This is a genomic window from Methanorbis rubei, from assembly GCF_032714495.1.
Lineage (GTDB): Archaea > Halobacteriota > Methanomicrobia > Methanomicrobiales > Methanocorpusculaceae > Methanocorpusculum > Methanocorpusculum rubei.
In genome coordinates, this window is sequence record NZ_JAWDKB010000004.1 from 226,010 (window position 1) to 243,550 (window position 17,541).

Consider the following 17,541-nt stretch of genomic DNA (forward strand, 5'->3'; position numbering starts at 1 on the left):
ATCCTCTCTTGTACTAACTTAGTAATTGACAAGGAAAAAGAAATGCCTTATCCTTCATTACTAAAGTACATCCCCCACCTCTCCCGCCACCCCATCACCCCTTCCACATCCAAACCACAACAGCAGCCCCCCTCAAACACCCCGGCATCCGCCACAATACGTCCCTCAGGATCACAAATCATCCCACGCCCCGAATAATCAACACCACAACAAGGATCATACCCAAGACATCCTGCCCCAACGACACACCCGCGATTCTCCAAAGCGCGCGCGCGAAGCAGAAGCTCCCAGTCGGCAACACGCGCAGCAGGCCATGCTGCCTGCACAATCACACACTCACATCCTTCCTTCAGGTACGCGCGGAACAGCTCCGGGAACCTGAGATCAAAACAGACCGCGCATCCGAATTTCACCCCACCATACGAGAAACACACAGGCTCGACCCCGGCAGAGTATCTCTTTTCCTCCCCACCCGGTGTAAACAGATGCAGCTTCGCATACTCAGCGAGAACCTCACCACGAGATCCCGCAACCAGCATCACATTTTGCGGAAGGGCCTGCGGTACATCCCGCGCATATGATCCCACAACCGCAACCCCGAACTCGCGCGAAAGATCAAGCCACTGCCTCTTCACCACATCGCCTGACACTTCTGATGGCTCATCAGATGTCCTCCACCCGGTTGCAAACTGTTCGGAAAACACCACCATCTCTGCACCGTCACCCACAGCCCGCAAAACAGCCTCTCTGGCACGCGCAAACATTGTCTCCGGATCATTCCACACCTGAGCAACCTGAGCGCAGTAAACTCGCATACTGACTCTTCGCAACCAAACGAAAAAAAGATTGTGATGAAATTACCGCGCTGCGGGAGTCGGGCAGACCGGAACCTGACCGCGGCGAATGCGGAGTACCGAAATATACAGGAACACGGACACGATAACGACCATCGAAACCGGAGCAAGCCACGCAGGAATATGCATGCCGAAACCTTCAGCAACCATGATCAAACTCAGCACTAAAACCGAGTACATCGCACCATTTTTCAGGTACACATAACGGCGAATTGTGTCGATGTACTTAATCGTCAGCTCACGAACTACAATCGCACCGAGACCACATCCGATAAAGATCAAGGGAACTGAAAACGTAAATGCAAACGCGCCGATAACTCCGTCGATCGAAAACGTACTGTCAATCACAAGAAGCAGCATCAGTTTCGCAGCATCAGATTTTTCACTGTGACCAAGCTCGGCAGATTTTTTGTCAGCAGACAGACGAAAGCCCTGAACCAAAAAGAACAGAGTTGAACCGGCAACCGCCGCGAATGCAAGCAGGGGATCGTTCTCAAGCGTTGCCCAGACAACCGCCAGCAGGATAACAGAAACAACTGCATAAAACCAGGGAGCCTGATTGGTCAGGAACCGCTCGCCCGGCATGATACAATCCTTCTTCTCTGCAAACAGCCAGTGGCAGAAAAGAAACACCATGAACATACCCCCAAACATCAGGAGGTAAGGGGCAGTGCTTTCCATTGCGGCCATAGCCGCATCATCATCGGTAAAAGTTACCGTAAGAGCACCGATCGGTCCAAGAGACGGATTCGCAGCCCATAAAATCACCCACGGCAAAATACCGCGGACAAGAAAAACCGACAGAAGAATTCCCCATGCAAGGAACCAGCGTCTGGCCTTCTCCTTCATAGTGGCTAAAATATCAGCATTGATGATCGCATTATCGATACTTGCGATCGATTCAAAGATGAACAACCCTATGATTACAACAATAGCGTAAAGAATATCCATTCAAACTACAACGCGTTGTTACGCGCTAACTACTGATATTAAAATAACCAATAATAAACTTTCCTTCTTGCAAAAAAATGAATTGTTCTCGTTTACCGAGAGGATTAATTGATCTTTTCCTTTGTTTTGTTGGACACATACCCAATCCAGACAGTGAAAACCACGGCAATGATCGTCACGAAAACTGCATAACCAAGCATTGCCGGAATACTGCTCTGACTTCCGAAAATTTCCATAAAGATTGTCTGAATTGCTGAGTTCCAGGCAAGAGCTGCCACAAGACCAAACGCCGCGGTAATCAATGCCGCAAGTTTATCAATTACATCAATAGAAAATGACATGCAGGTCTATTGGCAACTGTCGAATATAAATTGTATTAAAGTACCTTCTCAGCACCAGTACCGGGAATCGCGTACTTCTTTTCCAGCCTGCCGATTGCTATCGTTGCGACCGTCACAATTGCCAGATAAAATATGCCTACCGCAGCAAATGCTTCAAAGTAGGCAAAGTACTTGCTTGCAATAATCTTTGCAGCACCAGTCAGCTCAATCACCGTCACCACGTATGCCAAAGACGAGTATTTGATCAGATAGATGAACTCGTTCGATACGCCGGGAAGTGCTTTTCGCAGTGCCTGAGGAATCACGACATAGCGGATTGCCTGAATTTTTGTCATCCCGAGAGCCTGGGCCGCAGTCATCTGGCCGCCCTTAATGGACTGCAGAGCACCGCGGATGTACTCTGAGTTGTAGGCAGAGTTGCAGAGCGTGAAACCAACCAATGCCGACAGAAACGCGCCGAGAACGATACCAATTGACGGAAGACCAAAGTAGATGATGAACAGCAGCACAAGAAGCGGGCATCCGCGGAAAAATATCACATACAGCTGCGCTCCCCATTGAAACGGCTTTGCTCCGTAAACGCGGGCAACTCCGATCAAAAGCCCGAGGAAAAACCCAAGCGGCGCAGTAAGAGCCACAAGGGCGAGGGTAACAACAAGTCCGTCCCAAAGTGCGGGAAGAAGAATGTTTACCCAGAACGGGATGTCGAGTTCAAGCCAGCTGAGATCCATTGTTACTCTTGATAAGTTCCCATAAATGCACGGGTGCGTTCAAATGACGGGCTGGTCGGGATATCGGCAGGTCGGCCGCGTTCAACGATCTCACCGTTTTCCATAAACAGAATATCGGTCGCAAACGAAGTTGCAAAATGCATTTCGTGTGTCACAATCAGCATGGTCATGCCGTCAGCCGCAAGTTTTCGCATGACTTCAAGGACCTCGCGTTTGAGTTCAGGATCGAGAGCTGACGTCGGCTCATCAAAGAGCATGACATCAGGGTCCATCGCAAGAGCTCTGGCAATGGACACGCGCTGCGCCTGACCTCCGGAAAGCTGTGCAGGATAATAATCTGCACGATCGGCCAGACCCACACGCTCAAGCTCGAACATTGCTTTTTTTCGCGCCTCGGCCTTGTCCATCTTTTTGACTTTGAGAAGTGCAATCTCCACGTTGCGAACAGCAGTCAGATGATCAAAGAGGTTGAAGTTCTGAAACACCATGCCCATCTTCTGGCGGTACTCGTTGATCTTTGCACCTGAGTGAGTGATCTCTTCGCCGTTGAGGTAGACGGAGCCGGAGTCCGGCACGGTCAGCTGGTTGATGCACCGAAGAAGCGTACTTTTTCCCGTGCCTGACGGGCCGATGAACGCTTTGGTCTCGCCTTTGTAGACATCAAACGATACGGACTTGAGAACCTGCAGATCACCATAGGATTTGGAAAGATTCTCCACCCGGAGAATGGGAGTTTCACTCATGTCTCTGTCACCTCATTGTTGCCGAATCCTGGGATGCGGACTTTCTTTTCCACCCGCTGGATGAGCATCATGCCTCCATAGTTGAGGAGGATGAAGATTACTGCACAGGTAAGATACAAAATCATTGGTTCGCCGGTCTTGCTGATGATCTGACTGGTTCTGGTCAGAAGTTCAGCCACACCGATCACATACGCCACGGCAGAGTCGGTTAAGAGAACCGGATATTCGTTTGACCAGCCGGGAAGGGACAGTCGCAGGGACTGCGGCAGGATGATGGTTCTGATACTCTGCCATCTCGTCATGCCAAGAGACCGCGCTGCAAGCATCTGACCATCAGCGATGGATAAGATTGCACCGCGAAAGATCTGGGACTGGTATGCAGCACTTCTGAGTCCGAGGACCACAACTGCAACCGCAAATGCCGGTATATCAAATCCGGTCATCGGGAAGAGTGCGAAGTAGAAGAGAAACAGAAGTACGATATTGGGCAGGCCGCGGAAGAACCAGACATACACGTCAACTGCCCGCTTCACAATCCAGGGGCCGTAAACCTGTCCGAGCGTGAGAACGATGCCGCAGAGAAATCCGATAAAGAGCGAAACTCCGACTAAGGCAAGAGTGACGCACATGCCCTCAAAGAGGTAGGGCGCGGATTCAACTACGGCAGTTATTCCTTCAAACATGGACAGTCCCAAAAGCTAGTATATAGTGTGACGCCGGATGCAAAAAAAGGGTATGGAATGGCTGAGGCCACGCTCAGGAGATTTTGCAGATGTTTCCATCCATTATGATGAGTCCGTGGCCGATAGCATGGTTGATTCCTGCTTCGATGCGGTCCTTGACCTGCGCGGTTGCTTTGAAGCCGAGAACTACAGCGGTGTGGCGAACGAGATCTCCTTTGGGAGTGGAGAACTGTTTGGCAAGAATTGTTGAAGCGGCTGCGGCAATCTCATCAAGCGAGACGTCGGCAGGAGACCATTTGGAGAGGCGTTCGCGCGGAGAAACAGCACGCTCAGGAACAAGAAGGAACCCTTCATCATCGCGGACAAGTCGGCCTTCGTTAATCTCAGCGGCGGCAACTGATGCGATGCGGTCACGCACAAGGCCGGTCATGCGCGGGACGCGGCCGAGTTCTTTGATGCGTGCAGCAAGAATAGTTTCAGAGACCGGACCTTCCACGGAAACTATCTGCACGATTGCGGTGCCAAGGACCGAGTCCGGGACAGAAGCAAACTGATGATAGCTGCCAAGAGAACATTCTTCGCATGTGGTGTAGGGCACAAGCTGGAGGCTGAGTTTAGCAGAGGAGGCTGAGGTTGAAACCGGAGCGGCGGCTGGCGAGGAAGCCGCGGGAGACGGAAGCTCTTCAGAGACTGTGGATTTCTTTGCAGATGATTTTTGTTTGGCTGCCTGCACCGATTTTTTCTTCGGAGCTTTTTTGGCTGCTTCAATTGCGTCAAGAAGATCTTTGGTGCAGGACGCGGGATGCTGATACCATTCGGTTGCCCAGATGCGAATCAGGTTCCAGCCGAGTCCTTCCAGCACCTGAGTGCGGAGTCGATCTCGGTCGCGCGCAACTTCAGATGACCAGTAGTACGGACCATCACACAAAATTCCTGCGAGATAAACTCCCGGTACTTTCGGATTTTCAACAGCGATGTCGATCCTGAATCCTGCGCACCCGACATTCTTCGAAACAGTGTAACCGTTGTCCTCCAGAAGTCTGCCGACGGTATCTGCGAAAAGACCTGCCACATCATCAGGTGCGTCATCTGCTGCGGCAAGCGGTGCCGCAGGATTTGCCGCGTAACTGAGGAATGTTGCGAGCGCAGAAATTCCTGAAGAGGATCCTGCATCAATCGCAAGATCAGTTCCCCGGAAGTTGGCAAACACCACGCATCTCTCGCGGGCGCGGGTGATCAAAACATTGAGTCTTCGTTCACCGCCATCCTGATTCAAGGGGCCGAAGTTTTTGCTGAGCTTGTGGCTCTCGTCAAATCCATAGCCGATACTGATCAGCATCGTGTCGCGCTCATCACCCTGCACGGTTTCAAGATTTTTCACGAAGAAGTTCTCGCCGCTCTCGGGCCGCATCAGAGCTTCAACATCAGGATTGTCACGAAGCAGAAGTTCTACTTCATGGCGGATGACCTCCTGCTGACGAGTGGAGAAGGTTGCAACACCAAGCGTCTTGTCAGGGAATCTGCGATAGTACTCAATCACCGCTTCGGCAACAGCTTTTGCTTCGCCGCGGTTCACGCCTGCTTTGCCGCGCTCGTAGACAGAGTCCGGCAGGTGAACAAACGAGAGGCCGAGATCAGGAGTCTCATGCATGGGAGAGGGGAAGACCATCAGGTTGCCGTCATAGAACTCCTGATTGGACACCGCAATCAACGACTCGTGACGCGAGCGGTAATGCCAGCGCAGACGTTTCGTCTGGTACGACTGCTTGCACACGTTGAGCAGACTCTCCATGTCGGTGATGCTTGCAACCGACTCAGCTTCATCCTCATCAGGATCGCTTGCGATCTGATCAAAGAATGCGGTTGGCGGAAGCTGGCGCGAGTCGCCCATCACCACAAGCTGCTGGCCACGTATCAGTGCGCCGAGAGCGTCTTCGGGTCTGACCTGGCTAGCCTCGTCAAAGATGATGATGTCAAACTGTACCGAGCGCGGGTCAAGGTACTGGGCAACGGACAAAGGACTCATCATAAAGCAGGGTTTAATCTGCTGGATGAGATGACCGGATTTGCTCATGAGCATCCGAATCGACATGTGGCCGCGCTTTCTGTTGAACTCACCGGTGAGAACTCCCATCTCCGAGTCGCGGGATGCGCCTGAGTAGAGTTCGGGAATTTTTCCGTCAAGGATTGCTGCAATTCTCTTGCTGTTTTCAGAGACTGCATTGCGGTCGCATGTAATGAAGGCAACAATTTTTTGCTCGTGAGGGATTTTGGAGAATCTGGCAAGGACCGGCCGCTCAGAAAGTGCGTCGCGCAAAAGTGCGTCAGCATAACCGGTAAGAAATGCCGGCACGAGATCTCCGGGCACAAGTTTGTCGGTGAAGAGAGGATCAATGACAGGGGCCGCGGCAGTTTCTCTGCACTGATCGGTGTAGGAGAGGAGTTTACTCCAGTGGATGATGCCGTCGATATCCGAAGACCAGAGATCGCAACGTTTGCGCTGCTCGGCAAACGTTGGATCTTCCATCTCGGAAACTCCAATCCGCGCAAAAAGTTTTGCGCGGGCATCGCTGTGAGCGAGGGCGGCTGACTCAACCTCTGCGAAGAGCGGTGTTACTGCTCCGGCAGTAATCGATCCTGAGCCAAGAAGTTCGAAGGTTTTTGCGGTTGCAAGACCCTCCTTCACCATGAGTCGGACCGCAGTTATCCAGTCAGCGTATCTCGTGAGCAGCGCAGGATCGGTTTCCTCTCCGCGCCAGACCGGAGCAAATACTTCGGCATACAATGCTTCGTCCTTCATCCATTCATCGCGGGCCGTGAGATAATCGCGGGCGTCAAGAAGGTCGATGAGAATCTGTGGATCAGGCGGAACAGCGCCGGTATAGTATGAGGAAATTTCTGTTTTGATCTCTTTGTAAGATCCTGAAAACATTTTGGCGAATGTTCCTTTGCCGGCAACTTCGCGGAACGCGGCATAGAGTCTGCTTGGGTTGCGCAAAAATATTTCCGGCCGGAGCGACGCAAGAATGCGTCCGCGATGCGCAGAAATTTTCTGCATGTTGGTTGTGAGCTTCGCAACTTCTGCGGGTCTGTCCCAGACAGGATTGGTGAGTGTGTTTGCATCAGCAGCGAACTCGCTTGTCAGCAGACGGCAGGACTCAACCATGCGCGACACACCGGTCTCCTCGCGGGGAACCGGAACGCCGGTGAGATCAAACAGCCTTCGCATGGAGGAGAGAAGATTTTCAATCGCAACTCGGTAGGTTTCAACAAGCTCAAGAATTTCATCGCGGTCCTGCGGCAGGACAAGTCCCGGACTGCAGCCCGCCCATGGATGACGGGAGAGAGAGCGTCCGGTCGGCATGAGTGTTGGCAGAAGCGCTTCGATGTCATGCAATGCGGCGATTGCATCCTTGTACTGATCAGGAGCTATCTCTTTTGCATTCGGAATGGCGACGCGGGGGATGCGGCGGGTCGGACCTTCGGGGCTGTCCTCATACTCGTAGCGGTACTGTTCGCGGATGCCGAAGAGATCGTACGGCGTGAATGCACATGCTCCGACAGGTTCGGCAAGCTCGCGGCAGTAGCTGTCAAGTTCATGCCGAAGAGAATCAATCTGAAGATGAATGCTGTCTGCGGGTGCGGCAGTAGTGCCAGGATGCTGGATGCAGCGTTCGAGTTCGCGGATGACCTCGCCCTTCTTGGCTTTCTGGCTGTGGAGTTCGAGACAGAACCGGGAAAGTCCTGCGGTGTCAAGACGTCTCTTTACCACTTCGAGTGCTGCCATTTTTTCGGAGACGAAGAGAACCGTCTTGCCGCGGGCAAGCATCTCTGCTATCATGTTGGCAATGGTCTGCGATTTTCCGGTGCCGGGCGGTCCTTCGACCACAAGATTTCTGCCAGACTTCGCCTCTTCGATGACTGCAATCTGGGACGAGTCAGCGTCCATAATATTGTAGGATTTTTCGGAAGGAAGTCTGAGGTCGACCTCATTCTCCGGAAAAGTAGTGCCTGCTTCACTTGCATCAGTTGAGCCGGGACGGAAAAGTTCAGCGATGAGCGGATGAGTCTCCAAGGAAAAGCCGTCGCCCCATGATTCAGGGTCGAGGTCTTTGAACATCACAAATTTGCGGAAACTGAAGAGATCAAGTGCGATCTCAGGACAGTACTCGAAACCTTTTCCACGGATTGCAGCATCAACTGCCGCAGCATAAGCCGTGAGACCGTCAGCAGTCTCGGGCATCGTAAACTCAGGCAGCATTACTCCCTGCTCGGCAAGTTTTGCGGTGAGGGAGAGAGACGTTACGGCATCGTCGCCGGTCCAGGTAAGAACATAGTTGTCTTTGACCTTCTGGCGGGTGAGTTCCACAGGGATGAGAAGGAGCGGGGCTTTGTAGAGTTTGTCAGGATGCTCGGGTTCGGACCAGCCAACAAAACCGAGAGCAAGGTAGAGGACCGGATAACCCTGCTCTTCAAAGACGGTTCTGGATTTATTGGAGAGAGCATACAATCTCTGACGCAGGCTGATGTCATCGTACGGTGTTTTGAGAATGGTGTCCTGCTGTTTTGCGGTTGGCTTTACAAACGCAGGGTACTTCCACAGATTTTTTTCTTCAGCTTCGGCTTCTGTTTTTTTACCGGCAGGGTAAAACTTCATGCCTTTTTCGCAGATGACAAGGCTGTGATAAACCGCTGCCGGCAGACCGTCGCTGATCTGGATACTGCGGTTATTGGAAGGTTTGTAATTGAGAAGATTATTGCGCAGGGTGAGGTCTAAGAGACGTGAGCGCAGGGTGCCAAGCTCAGATGTTGTTTCGCCTGTTTTCATACAGTGGATCCCCGTTTTCGGTAAGCTATTATTAGTGTGGGGGAGGTAACTAAGTTTTGGCGTGACACTCTGTGTTTTGCGGTTCAAAGTTAACCATTCAAAAAAAGACCATATGTCGCAGAATCACATCGTGAAATTCCTATTCCAAAAAAAAGTTTAGTTCTTCTTCTCAAGCTCGTTTATCTGGATGCGGAGCTTTCGCATCTCCTGCATTACCTCGCGGTGATAGCCGAGTATCATATCGCTGATGAAACCGATCATGAACGTCAGAATACCTGCAATGATCAGAAGCATGGTGAGAATGCCCATGAACAGATGCTCGATTCCTACGAGCCACTCAAAGAGCACATACAGTCCGAGGCAGAACCCTGCGATGCCCATCAGAACACCTATCACGCTGAAGTGGAAGAGAGGGTTGTTCATCTTGCCGTACTTGTTGATGGCACGCAGAATTTTGTATCCGTCACGAACCGGATGCAGTTTTGTTGGTGAGCCGGGACGTTTCTTGTAAAATGTCGGAACCACTTCAAACTTCAGACCCCGATGAATTACGGCGGAACTTATCTCGGTCTCGATTTCAAATCCTGCCTCCTTGAGATTCATCTGCTTCAGCGAGTCGAGCGTAAAACCCCGGTAGCCTGAGAGGATATCGGTCATGTAGACGCCGTGCGCCCACTTAAACAGGGTGTTCATCAGCCGGTTTCCCCAGAGGTTCAGCCGTGTGAGCGCTCCGCGCTCGTACTCATTGAGTCTGTTGCCGATCACATGATCCGCACGTCCGCTTGCGAGCGGTTCAACCATCGCGTCCGCATACTCTGGCGGGTTGGTTCCATCCCCGTCCAGCATCAGGATGTAGGGCTTGGTGATGACGGAGAATGCTTCAATCATTGCAGCACCCTTACCTTTGCCCTGCTGCGTCATGACCGCTGCACCAAGATTTCTCGCAATATCGGGCGTTCCATCCGTGCTGTGGCCGTCCACGACAAGTATGTTATGATATCCGAGTGACTGCAGCTCCTCGATAACCAGACCTATCGTTGCCTTTTCGTTGAGCGTTGGAATCAGCACACAGACATCATCTTTGGAAAATACCATTCTTGCTACAATAGTAGGACGTGGTGCGTAATCAGCATATCCGCTTTGATGTCATCGTCCCTTCGCTCAAACCTCCCACGGAAAAACATCACGGAGCAAACGGGAACATCACGGAACTCAAACTCAATGTTGTATTTCCGTGATGTTCACGCCTCTCAGTGATGTTGAAAATTTCGTGTGTTCCGTTTTTCCGTGGGCGACACAAAAAAAGATTATTTGTTCTGGAGCTGCCAGACCATTCTGCCCTGCAGTCCAAAGTATTTGGAGAAACCAATCGCATCACGCTGATCGATGGTTGTCGTATCAAAGGAAACCATGTCCTGCGAGTAGATGGCGTTTTCGGATTTTCTGCCGAGGATGTGAAGACCGCCCTTGAACAGCTGGACGTCGACGGTTCCCGAGACACGTTTCTGAGTCTCGTTGATGAACGCGTTGAGGTCATGGTAGAGCGGCTCGTGGACGAGGCCCATGTAGGCAAGCTCTGCCCATTGGTCGTCAACGATGTGCTTGAACTTAAGTTCAAAGCGGGAAAGGGTGAGCTTCTCAAGATCACCGTGGGCTGCAATCAGCACGGTTGCTGCCGGATGCTCGTAGTTCTCACGGGCTTTGAGTCCGAGAACACGATCCTCGACCATGTCGTTTCTGCCGACGCCATGCTTTCCTGCAATCTTGTTCAGCTCAACGATCAGATCGATACCGTTCATCTTTTTGCCGTTTAATGCAACCGGCACACCGTTCTCAAAGGTGATTGAGACTAACTCAGGAGTGTTTGGTGCAGCTTCGGGGGATGTTGTCCAGTGGTAGATCTCTTCCGGCGGGTGGTAGTCGGTCTCTTCGAGCCTGCCGCCTTCGATACTGCGTGACCAGATGTTTTCATCAACGCTCCATGGCGTGGATTTTTTGACCGGAATCGGGATGCCGTGCTGTTCGGCATAGTCGATCTCCCACTCGCGGGTCATGTTGTGTTCGCGCATGGGGGCAACGATGTCAAAGCCGTGCATGCGAAAGATGAAGTCAAAGCGCAGCTGGTCGTTTCCTTTGCCGGTACAGCCGTGGCCGATTGCATTTGCTCCTTCTTTCTTGGCGATCTTGACGATCTCTTCTGCAATGAGCGGACGTGCCAGGGAAGTTCCCATCGGATATCCTTCATAGAGAGCGTTTGCCCTGATTGCCGGGAAGACATGGTTTTTGACGAACGCATCCTTTGCATCGATGGTGTAATGCTTGTCGGCGATGAGTTTTCCTTTGTCATCTGCCATCTTGACTTCAGCTGCGGGCTGCCCGACATCTACGGCAACGGTGACAATTCTGTCGTAGCCGTACATGTTTTTCAAGATCGGGACGCAGACGGAGGTATCAAGTCCTCCGGAAAAGGCGAGTACTACGGTGCCCTTTCCTCCGACTGATGGTGTATCTGTCATTAATGTGTATCTCCATTCCGAGAATGTGTGTAGAGTATTAGGTGTTTGGCATATTGAATATGTGCTCCTGCCGGCTTTGCACGTAAATTTGTTTATTGGCAACTAACGCTCATCGTAGCTCCGTGGACGACTCACGAACAAAGGTGCTGTTTGTGAGGAAGTTCTCGATCAGTATCTTTTTTGGGAATTGTCCACGTACAATTATTTATGACAACGTATCGCGAGGATTTTCTCGACTACTTCAGGTCGATTGACCGGAAAATAATCCCCGGTCTCCTCATCTGCCTTGCGGTAACTATTCTCTCCTTCCTTCTTACCAGAGGAACCCTCTGGGACGGAGGCTTTGCCGTTCTTTCTCCTGATCTTTTTACGGATAATCCATTCTTCTCCTTTCTTGCAAAAATCGGTCCGATCGTTTTAGCCCTGGTGATATGTCTCTTCATCAACTACAAATTATTCGATGCAGGCGGATCGTATGCAGGAAAGTATCTTCTGCGCATTGCAATTATTCTAATGGGTGCGCGGGTTACGGCGGATGTTCTGATGACCGCTTCAGTAAGTGGTCTTGGAATTATTCTCGCGGTTCTCGCGCTGACAATTATTCTCACGATGATGCTTGGCAAACGGTTTGGTCAGAGCTGGGAGACCTCAGCCCTGACCGGGACCGGCAACGGCATCTGCGGAGTCTCGGCAACATTATCTGTTGCCCCGGTCATCCACGCAGATCAGAAGTATGTTCATGCAGTTGTTGGAATCATCAGCCTTCTTGGCATCGTCGGCGTGTTTCTCATTCCGGCAGTAGCGTTTGGTGTCGGCATGACGGATGCTCAGGCAGAGGTGTTCATCGGGGGAACGCTGCATGAGATCGGCAACGTGATTCCGGCAGCTGATCTGTATAATGCCGTCTCGGGCGGTGAGGATGTCTCAGCCCTTGCCCTTGCCTACAAAATGATTCGTGTTGCCATGCTGGTCGTGGTTGCCTCAGTATTCGGCTGGCTGTGGTGCAGACGGCAGGAGGCTATGCATGCAACCTGCCCTGCCGAACGGGTGAAGGCGAAAGTGCAGGGATTTTTGATTCTGTTCGTGGTTATGGCGGTTGGTATGACCGCACTTATCATAACGTCCCCGGCATTCGGGCATGCGGTTCAGACGTCGCTCGTACATATTTCCGTGACCGTTCTTACCATTGCCATGGCAGGCGTCGGTCTTTCGATGAACCTTCGCCAGACACTTTCAGTCGGCAAAACCCTGCTGCCGCTGGCCTCCGTCATCTGGGCAATTCAGGTGATCGTGATGCTCGGACTTACGCTGTTTCTGGTCTGAAAATTCATTTACCGCTTTTTTTCAGGATAATATGTCTCATTGCTTTAGATTAATATGGTATCATGCTCTACGCATATACCAGTCATACGAGTGATCTCTCATGCTGATTGAGCGTCCCCTCTTCCAAAAACTCCTCATGATTCTGGCAGCCGCGGCTGTCTTTATGGATTACCTTGACACAAGCATTGTATCGATTGCTCTTCCTTCGATCTCCGAGAGCTTCGGTTCAGGCTCGTCCCTCTCGTCATGGGTGATGACGTCGTATCTTCTGGCGCTCGGGAGCACGCTTCTTCTGTTTGGAAAACTTGCCGACCGGACCGGTCTTCAGCGCGTAATTTTCACGTCCGGCTTTGTTCTCTTTACCGTCGCATCCTTCCTCTGCGGAATCTCTGGCGACATCACATCTCTGATAGCATTCCGCATACTCCAGGGTGTCGCGGCCGCGATGATGGTCGCAACAGCTACCATGCTTGTCACCCTGCATCTGCCAAAGGCAATGCAGCCGATTGGAATGGGAGTAATAGCAACCGCGGGTGGGGCAGCTCTGGCGCTTGGTCCCGGTATCGGCGGAGTTCTGACCCAGTTCATCAGCTGGCACTGGATCTTCTTCATCAATATTCCTGTGGGAATTGTCGGCGTTCTTGTTGCGCTTTTCTTAATCCCAAAACCCGATCCTGCCGATCTTCCGAAACGCTCAAAGCCGTTCGACTCGCTTGGCGCAGTGTATCTTGCGATAACTCTTGTAGCTCTGCTTGCCGGTCTTGAGCTCGGTGTGTCCGAAGGCTGGAGCCCGCTCGTGCTCCTTCTCATTCTGCTCTCGCCGGTGTTCGGTTATCTGTTCCTGCGCCGCGAGCTGCGCCATCCCGACCCAATTCTCTCGGCCCGTCTTCTGCTGAACCGGACCGTGATGTGGGCTGCAGTATCCACGCTCTGCGTCACGCTCGTGTACCTCGGCGTCATCTATGTTATGCCGTTCCTGTTAACCGAACAGTATCTTCTGCCAACAGCCGTTGCGGGAGCGGTCATGCTTCTGCCGCCTGTTGCTATGGCAATCGTAGGAATTCCTGCCGGAGCGCTCGTCCGCCGATTCGGCTGCATGATCCTTTGCAATGCAGCAACCATTCTGCTTGCCGCAGGCATGGCGATCTTAGGCGGCGGAGTTCTTCTCTCAAACATTCTGCTGATCTTTGCAGGCCTTGTTCTGGTGGGTCTTGGCATGGGCCTGAATGAAGGCCCGAGCATTCAGCGGATTACTGTCCACAGCCCGATTCAGTTGCAGGGTTCGTCAGGCGGTCTCATCTTTACGGTGATGAACGTCGGCTGCGTGCTTGGAGTTGCCCTCTTCTCGGTCGCGGCATCCGCAGGGTCAGGAAGTTCTGAGGTTTACACCACAACAGGTGTTGCGCTTGCCTGCATCGCAGGTCTTGCAGTCTCCATCATTGCTCTTGTTGCATCCAAACTTGCCAGGGACACTGTGAAGTGCTGAGATGACGTTCAAACAACAGTGTCTGAAACTTGCAGGAATTATTCTCCTCGTGATCGGAGCGGTGGGTATTGTGGTCCCTGTTCTTCCAACCACACCGTTTGTAATTCTTGCAGCTGCTTGCTTTTCCTTAAGTTCTCCTGAGATCGCCGCATGGCTTGAAAAAAATCGATACTTCGGCCCCTACATTGAGCACTACCGCAACAAAACCGGAGTGCCGCTTCGCCAGAAAATTACGGCACTCATTTTTTTATGGGTCATGCTCTGCATCTCGATGATTATTGTGCAAAAGTCGTTTGTTATTGTAATCCTGTGTGTGGTCGGAGTTCTTGTAACCCTGCATCTTGTGTTGATGAAAACGAGACAAAATTAGTTGTCGGTGAACTCGAAGAGTTCTTCAACCGGCACTTCCAGAACTTTCGCGATGTCAAATCCGAGTTTCAGCGACGGATTGTATCTGCCGTTTTCCAGATGACCAATGGTTTCCCGCCGCACACCGACAAGTGTTGCCAGCTCTTCCTGCGTGATGTTTTTTCGCAAACGATACTCGCGGATTTTTGTCTTAAGCACCATTCTCCACTCCCCGCTGTTCCACAAACTCATGGATGACGAGCATACAGATAAATGTGAACATTCCTGCAGCAAAGGTCAGCGGAAATCCGATTGTGAAAAGTTCTATGTTTCCCATCAGGACTGCTGCGGTATAGATAATGCAGAAGAATACTACCCAGATAAAAAACGCAGTTGATGCTGCTTTTCTGACATACGTTACGAACAATTCGTCGGGAACCACGCGTAAGTAGCCGAAGAATACGAAGAATGCGAAAAATGCACAGTAGCTTATTTCGCCGGTCGGGACAAAGAGGAGTCCGAGAAATCCTATCAGGCCCATGAGACTGAGTTTGTTTATCATAGTTACATGTGATATATTTCTCACAATATGTTATAAATATGTAGCATCAGGATTCGAAAAAAAATCAGGTGTCTGAAGGGAGGTAGAGGTCCAGCTGTTTCTGGAGTTTGTTTTTCTGAATATCCCACTTCTCGTTTATCTTTTTGCGGAGTTCAGCTTCCAGTTCCGGAATTCTGTTGCCGATGTATTTTTCGAAAAGTTCTGGTATGACTTTGTCGAAGTTGCGGTCGTACACCCGCCCGTCCTCACCGATCGTCTGCATGCTTGACTGAAACGCAAGCGGGTAGCCGAACGGCAGTATCATGTAGTGGACAACTTCTCTTGCGACCCGTCGGGTCCCGATCTGAAACGGTTTGAGTGTGCGGAACTCGCGATGCCAGAGAAAGACCTGTTCAGCCGGGTGATAGCCGTCAGCAACTCTTTTGTAGAATCTGGTGAGCTGTTTCTGCACAGCTATCTCATTTTCGCGGGTGAGTTTTTCCGGGGTCTGGATATTTGCGAGAATCATATTTCTCAATTTCTGAATAAGGGCAAGGGTTACTTTACGCGTGTCTGCGTTGCGCAGCACGCTGCAGGCGTAGAGATTCTGAATTTCGTTGACGTCACGGAGAAATTTTCCGTTCGGAATCTTTCCGGTGTCAAGCATTGCGGCAACTTCGGAAAACGTGAAGGTGTTGCCGATGGTTTTTGCGGACTGGTGGACGTAGTGGTACTCGTGATCTTTTATATGGTCTTTTATTTCTTCTGGATTGAGGTAATCATGATACCGCAGATCCAGATACCGGTATTTTTCCAGCAAAAGGTATGCGTTCTCGTCTGCCGCATGTTCGTACCTGAAGTTTTGCACACGGTAGGACGCAACTTTTTCGCAGCACTTCATTTCCAGATCAAATCCATGCATCAGAATTGAGCGCGAGACCTCAGCATCGGTTGGCATAACTCCTGCTTTGATGAGTTTTGATGCCCGGAACTTTCGTGCATCGCTGTTTACTTCACGGAGAAGATAATATTTTACGACACTGTTCTGCACCCGCGGTTCTATCCGGAAATAGATGTCCTTTTTCATCCTGTAGATATCTGTTGGGGCGCGGGAGATGTAGTAAGTTTCGACCTCGTCATTTTTTTGGATGTGGATTCGCTTGAGGTAACCACGTGACGCATGCCTTCCACACGCCGTTCCGCCGTGTTTAACTCCTCCTTTCAGGAGTCGTTTCGGCCTGCTCACCGCTTCGCGGGAATGCACGGAAAAATTTCCAAGGATATTTACTTCTCCCTTATAAAAATGAAACTATATTCCGTGCATTCCGGCGCCGCAGGCGTTCTCCGTGCATTCTCGCGAAGCGATGAGCAGACCGAAGGTATGCGATTTTCAGTGAAGCTCCGTAATATTTCTGTGTGATCCGTGGTTACTCCAAGCGAATCCACATCCAAAAAAATTACGTTTCAGATATCCCCAAAACCCAGCTCTGCATGTCGCGTGCTCCATGCTCGTAGCTCCACCAGATCTTGTGGCTCATGTGAACGCACCAGAACTCTTTGGGCTTGAGCTGTGCTGCAAGCTGCTCTGCATCCTTGATGTTCATGTGTTTGGAGATGTGAACCTCGGGCGGAAAAATTCCATCCAGCAGCAGAAGATCAGCGCCTTTCATCACCTCAAGCGTCTGCTGCGTAAGATCTGCTGTCGTATCGCAGGAGTAGACAAACACTGCGCCGTCAGCTTCAATCCGCACCCCGTAAGTCGGCGCATCATGCGTCACCGGAAAGAGCGTCACCTGCATTCCGCAGATATCGACTGCCTCGTATGCGGTTACGGGAACTTCGTTATGCCGCATGAACGAAAAAATTCCGCCACAGTAATCGAGCACTTCTGGTGCGCCGTAAACCGTGATAGGCTCGCGCTGCACACGGTAGAAGTCGCCAAATCCCATGAAGTGATCATAGTGCCCGTGCGTCCAGATGACCGCATCAATGATTGGCGAACCTGCCGCAAGAAGCTGGGCACGCATGTCAGGGCCGGTATCGATCAGCAGATGTTTTCCTGCATGCTCCACAAGAATGGAAGTCCTGAGCCGCTGCTTTCCTGTCTGTTGCGCCTCCGCGCAGACCGGGCAGCTGCACCCGACCTTGGGCGTCCCGACCACATCCCCAGTACCAAGAACAGTGACCCGCATGATC

Annotated in this window: 16 protein-coding genes; 3 read left to right on the forward strand and 13 right to left on the reverse strand. The window is 51.4% G+C overall.

What is annotated here, in order from left to right; all coding sequences use genetic code 11:
• Positions 1-47: 47 nt before the first annotated feature.
• The 9 genes from McpCs1_RS06110 to McpCs1_RS06150 form a co-directional block, all read right to left on the reverse strand.
• The gene (locus McpCs1_RS06110; protein ID WP_338096370.1) at positions 48-815 is read right to left on the reverse strand and encodes a nitrilase-related carbon-nitrogen hydrolase; all 768 of its coding nucleotides are present in this window, start codon (positions 813-815) and stop codon (positions 48-50) included.
• A gap of 42 nt (positions 816-857) precedes the next feature.
• Positions 858-1,805, reverse strand: a complete 948-nt coding sequence (locus tag McpCs1_RS06115; protein WP_338096371.1) for a DUF475 domain-containing protein — start codon at positions 1,803-1,805, stop codon at positions 858-860.
• A 104-nt stretch (positions 1,806-1,909) separates the two neighbouring features.
• Positions 1,910-2,146 carry a DUF5654 family protein gene (locus tag McpCs1_RS06120; RefSeq protein ID WP_338096372.1) on the reverse strand — a complete coding sequence of 79 codons (237 nt, stop codon included), beginning with the start codon at positions 2,144-2,146 and terminating at the stop codon, positions 1,910-1,912.
• Positions 2,147-2,181: 35 nt separating this feature from the next.
• On the reverse strand, positions 2,182-2,877 hold the full coding sequence (locus McpCs1_RS06125; protein ID WP_338096373.1) for an amino acid ABC transporter permease: 696 nt from the start codon (positions 2,875-2,877) through the stop codon (positions 2,182-2,184).
• 2 nt (positions 2,878-2,879) lie between these two features.
• Positions 2,880-3,620 (reverse strand): amino acid ABC transporter ATP-binding protein, encoded by a 741-nt coding sequence (locus McpCs1_RS06130; protein WP_338096374.1) that lies wholly within the window; start codon positions 3,618-3,620, stop codon positions 2,880-2,882.
• Positions 3,617-4,303, reverse strand: coding sequence for an amino acid ABC transporter permease (locus tag McpCs1_RS06135; RefSeq protein ID WP_338096375.1), 687 nt, complete (start codon positions 4,301-4,303; stop codon positions 3,617-3,619). The genes McpCs1_RS06130 and McpCs1_RS06135 overlap by 4 nt, the downstream gene beginning before the upstream one ends.
• Positions 4,304-4,376: 73 nt before the next feature.
• The gene (locus tag McpCs1_RS06140; RefSeq protein WP_338096376.1) at positions 4,377-9,131 is read right to left on the reverse strand and encodes a DUF3320 domain-containing protein; all 4,755 of its coding nucleotides are present in this window, start codon (positions 9,129-9,131) and stop codon (positions 4,377-4,379) included.
• Positions 9,132-9,287: 156 nt separating this feature from the next.
• Positions 9,288-10,226 carry an S-layer glycoprotein N-glycosyltransferase AglJ gene (gene aglJ / locus McpCs1_RS06145; protein WP_338096377.1) on the reverse strand — a complete coding sequence of 313 codons (939 nt, stop codon included), beginning with the start codon at positions 10,224-10,226 and terminating at the stop codon, positions 9,288-9,290.
• Between the two features lie 212 nt (positions 10,227-10,438).
• Entirely contained in the window at positions 10,439-11,647 is a 1,209-nt protein-coding gene (locus McpCs1_RS06150; RefSeq protein ID WP_338096378.1) for an argininosuccinate synthase, read from the reverse strand.
• A 207-nt stretch (positions 11,648-11,854) separates the two neighbouring features.
• Between McpCs1_RS06150 and McpCs1_RS06155 the strand changes: the two genes are divergently transcribed.
• From McpCs1_RS06155 to McpCs1_RS06165, 3 genes are all read left to right on the forward strand, one after another.
• Positions 11,855-12,970: a YeiH family protein gene (locus tag McpCs1_RS06155; RefSeq protein WP_338096379.1), complete on the forward strand. Its 1,116-nt coding sequence runs from the start codon at positions 11,855-11,857 to the stop codon at positions 12,968-12,970.
• Between the two features lie 100 nt (positions 12,971-13,070).
• Complete coding sequence (locus tag McpCs1_RS06160; RefSeq protein WP_338096380.1) at positions 13,071-14,456, forward strand: MFS transporter; 1,386 nt, start codon at positions 13,071-13,073, stop codon at positions 14,454-14,456.
• A 1-nt stretch (position 14,457) separates the two neighbouring features.
• Positions 14,458-14,826, forward strand: a complete 369-nt coding sequence (locus tag McpCs1_RS06165) for a YbaN family protein (protein WP_338096381.1) — start codon at positions 14,458-14,460, stop codon at positions 14,824-14,826.
• On the opposite strand, the gene McpCs1_RS06170 is transcribed toward McpCs1_RS06165, so the two are convergent.
• From McpCs1_RS06170 to McpCs1_RS06185, 4 genes are all read right to left on the reverse strand, one after another.
• Positions 14,823-15,026 (reverse strand): helix-turn-helix transcriptional regulator, encoded by a 204-nt coding sequence (locus tag McpCs1_RS06170; protein WP_338096382.1) that lies wholly within the window; start codon positions 15,024-15,026, stop codon positions 14,823-14,825. The genes McpCs1_RS06165 and McpCs1_RS06170 overlap by 4 nt on opposite strands.
• Positions 15,016-15,366 carry a DUF3796 domain-containing protein gene (locus McpCs1_RS06175; protein ID WP_338096383.1) on the reverse strand — a complete coding sequence of 117 codons (351 nt, stop codon included), beginning with the start codon at positions 15,364-15,366 and terminating at the stop codon, positions 15,016-15,018. Before McpCs1_RS06175 ends, McpCs1_RS06170 begins: the two co-directional genes overlap by 11 nt.
• A 64-nt stretch (positions 15,367-15,430) precedes the next feature.
• Entirely contained in the window at positions 15,431-16,609 is a 1,179-nt protein-coding gene (locus McpCs1_RS06180) for a Fic family protein (RefSeq protein ID WP_338096384.1), read from the reverse strand.
• A gap of 193 nt (positions 16,610-16,802) precedes the next feature.
• Positions 16,803-17,537, reverse strand: coding sequence for an MBL fold metallo-hydrolase (locus McpCs1_RS06185; RefSeq protein ID WP_338096385.1), 735 nt, complete (start codon positions 17,535-17,537; stop codon positions 16,803-16,805).
• Positions 17,538-17,541 lie beyond the last annotated feature (4 nt).

What these genes read in the sequence shown, in the direction of transcription:
- McpCs1_RS06110 (WP_338096370.1), bottom strand. Translation starts at nt 815, where the DNA reads ATGCGAGTTTACTGCGCTCAGGTTGCTCAGGTGTGGAATGATCCGGAG.
- McpCs1_RS06115 (WP_338096371.1), bottom strand. Translation starts at nt 1,805, where the DNA reads ATGGATATTCTTTACGCTATTGTTGTAATCATAGGGTTGTTCATCTTT.
- McpCs1_RS06120 (WP_338096372.1), bottom strand. Translation starts at nt 2,146, where the DNA reads ATGTCATTTTCTATTGATGTAATTGATAAACTTGCGGCATTGATTACC.
- McpCs1_RS06125 (WP_338096373.1), bottom strand. Translation starts at nt 2,877, where the DNA reads ATGGATCTCAGCTGGCTTGAACTCGACATCCCGTTCTGGGTAAACATT.
- McpCs1_RS06130 (WP_338096374.1), bottom strand. Translation starts at nt 3,620, where the DNA reads ATGAGTGAAACTCCCATTCTCCGGGTGGAGAATCTTTCCAAATCCTAT.
- McpCs1_RS06135 (WP_338096375.1), bottom strand. Translation starts at nt 4,303, where the DNA reads ATGTTTGAAGGAATAACTGCCGTAGTTGAATCCGCGCCCTACCTCTTT.
- McpCs1_RS06140 (WP_338096376.1), bottom strand. Translation starts at nt 9,131, where the DNA reads ATGAAAACAGGCGAAACAACATCTGAGCTTGGCACCCTGCGCTCACGT.
- aglJ (WP_338096377.1), bottom strand. Translation starts at nt 10,226, where the DNA reads ATGGTATTTTCCAAAGATGATGTCTGTGTGCTGATTCCAACGCTCAAC.
- McpCs1_RS06150 (WP_338096378.1), bottom strand. Translation starts at nt 11,647, where the DNA reads ATGACAGATACACCATCAGTCGGAGGAAAGGGCACCGTAGTACTCGCC.
- McpCs1_RS06155 (WP_338096379.1), top strand. Translation starts at nt 11,855, where the DNA reads ATGACAACGTATCGCGAGGATTTTCTCGACTACTTCAGGTCGATTGAC.
- McpCs1_RS06160 (WP_338096380.1), top strand. Translation starts at nt 13,071, where the DNA reads ATGCTGATTGAGCGTCCCCTCTTCCAAAAACTCCTCATGATTCTGGCA.
- McpCs1_RS06165 (WP_338096381.1), top strand. Translation starts at nt 14,458, where the DNA reads ATGACGTTCAAACAACAGTGTCTGAAACTTGCAGGAATTATTCTCCTC.
- McpCs1_RS06170 (WP_338096382.1), bottom strand. Translation starts at nt 15,026, where the DNA reads ATGGTGCTTAAGACAAAAATCCGCGAGTATCGTTTGCGAAAAAACATC.
- McpCs1_RS06175 (WP_338096383.1), bottom strand. Translation starts at nt 15,366, where the DNA reads ATGATAAACAAACTCAGTCTCATGGGCCTGATAGGATTTCTCGGACTC.
- McpCs1_RS06185 (WP_338096385.1), bottom strand. Translation starts at nt 17,537, where the DNA reads ATGCGGGTCACTGTTCTTGGTACTGGGGATGTGGTCGGGACGCCCAAG.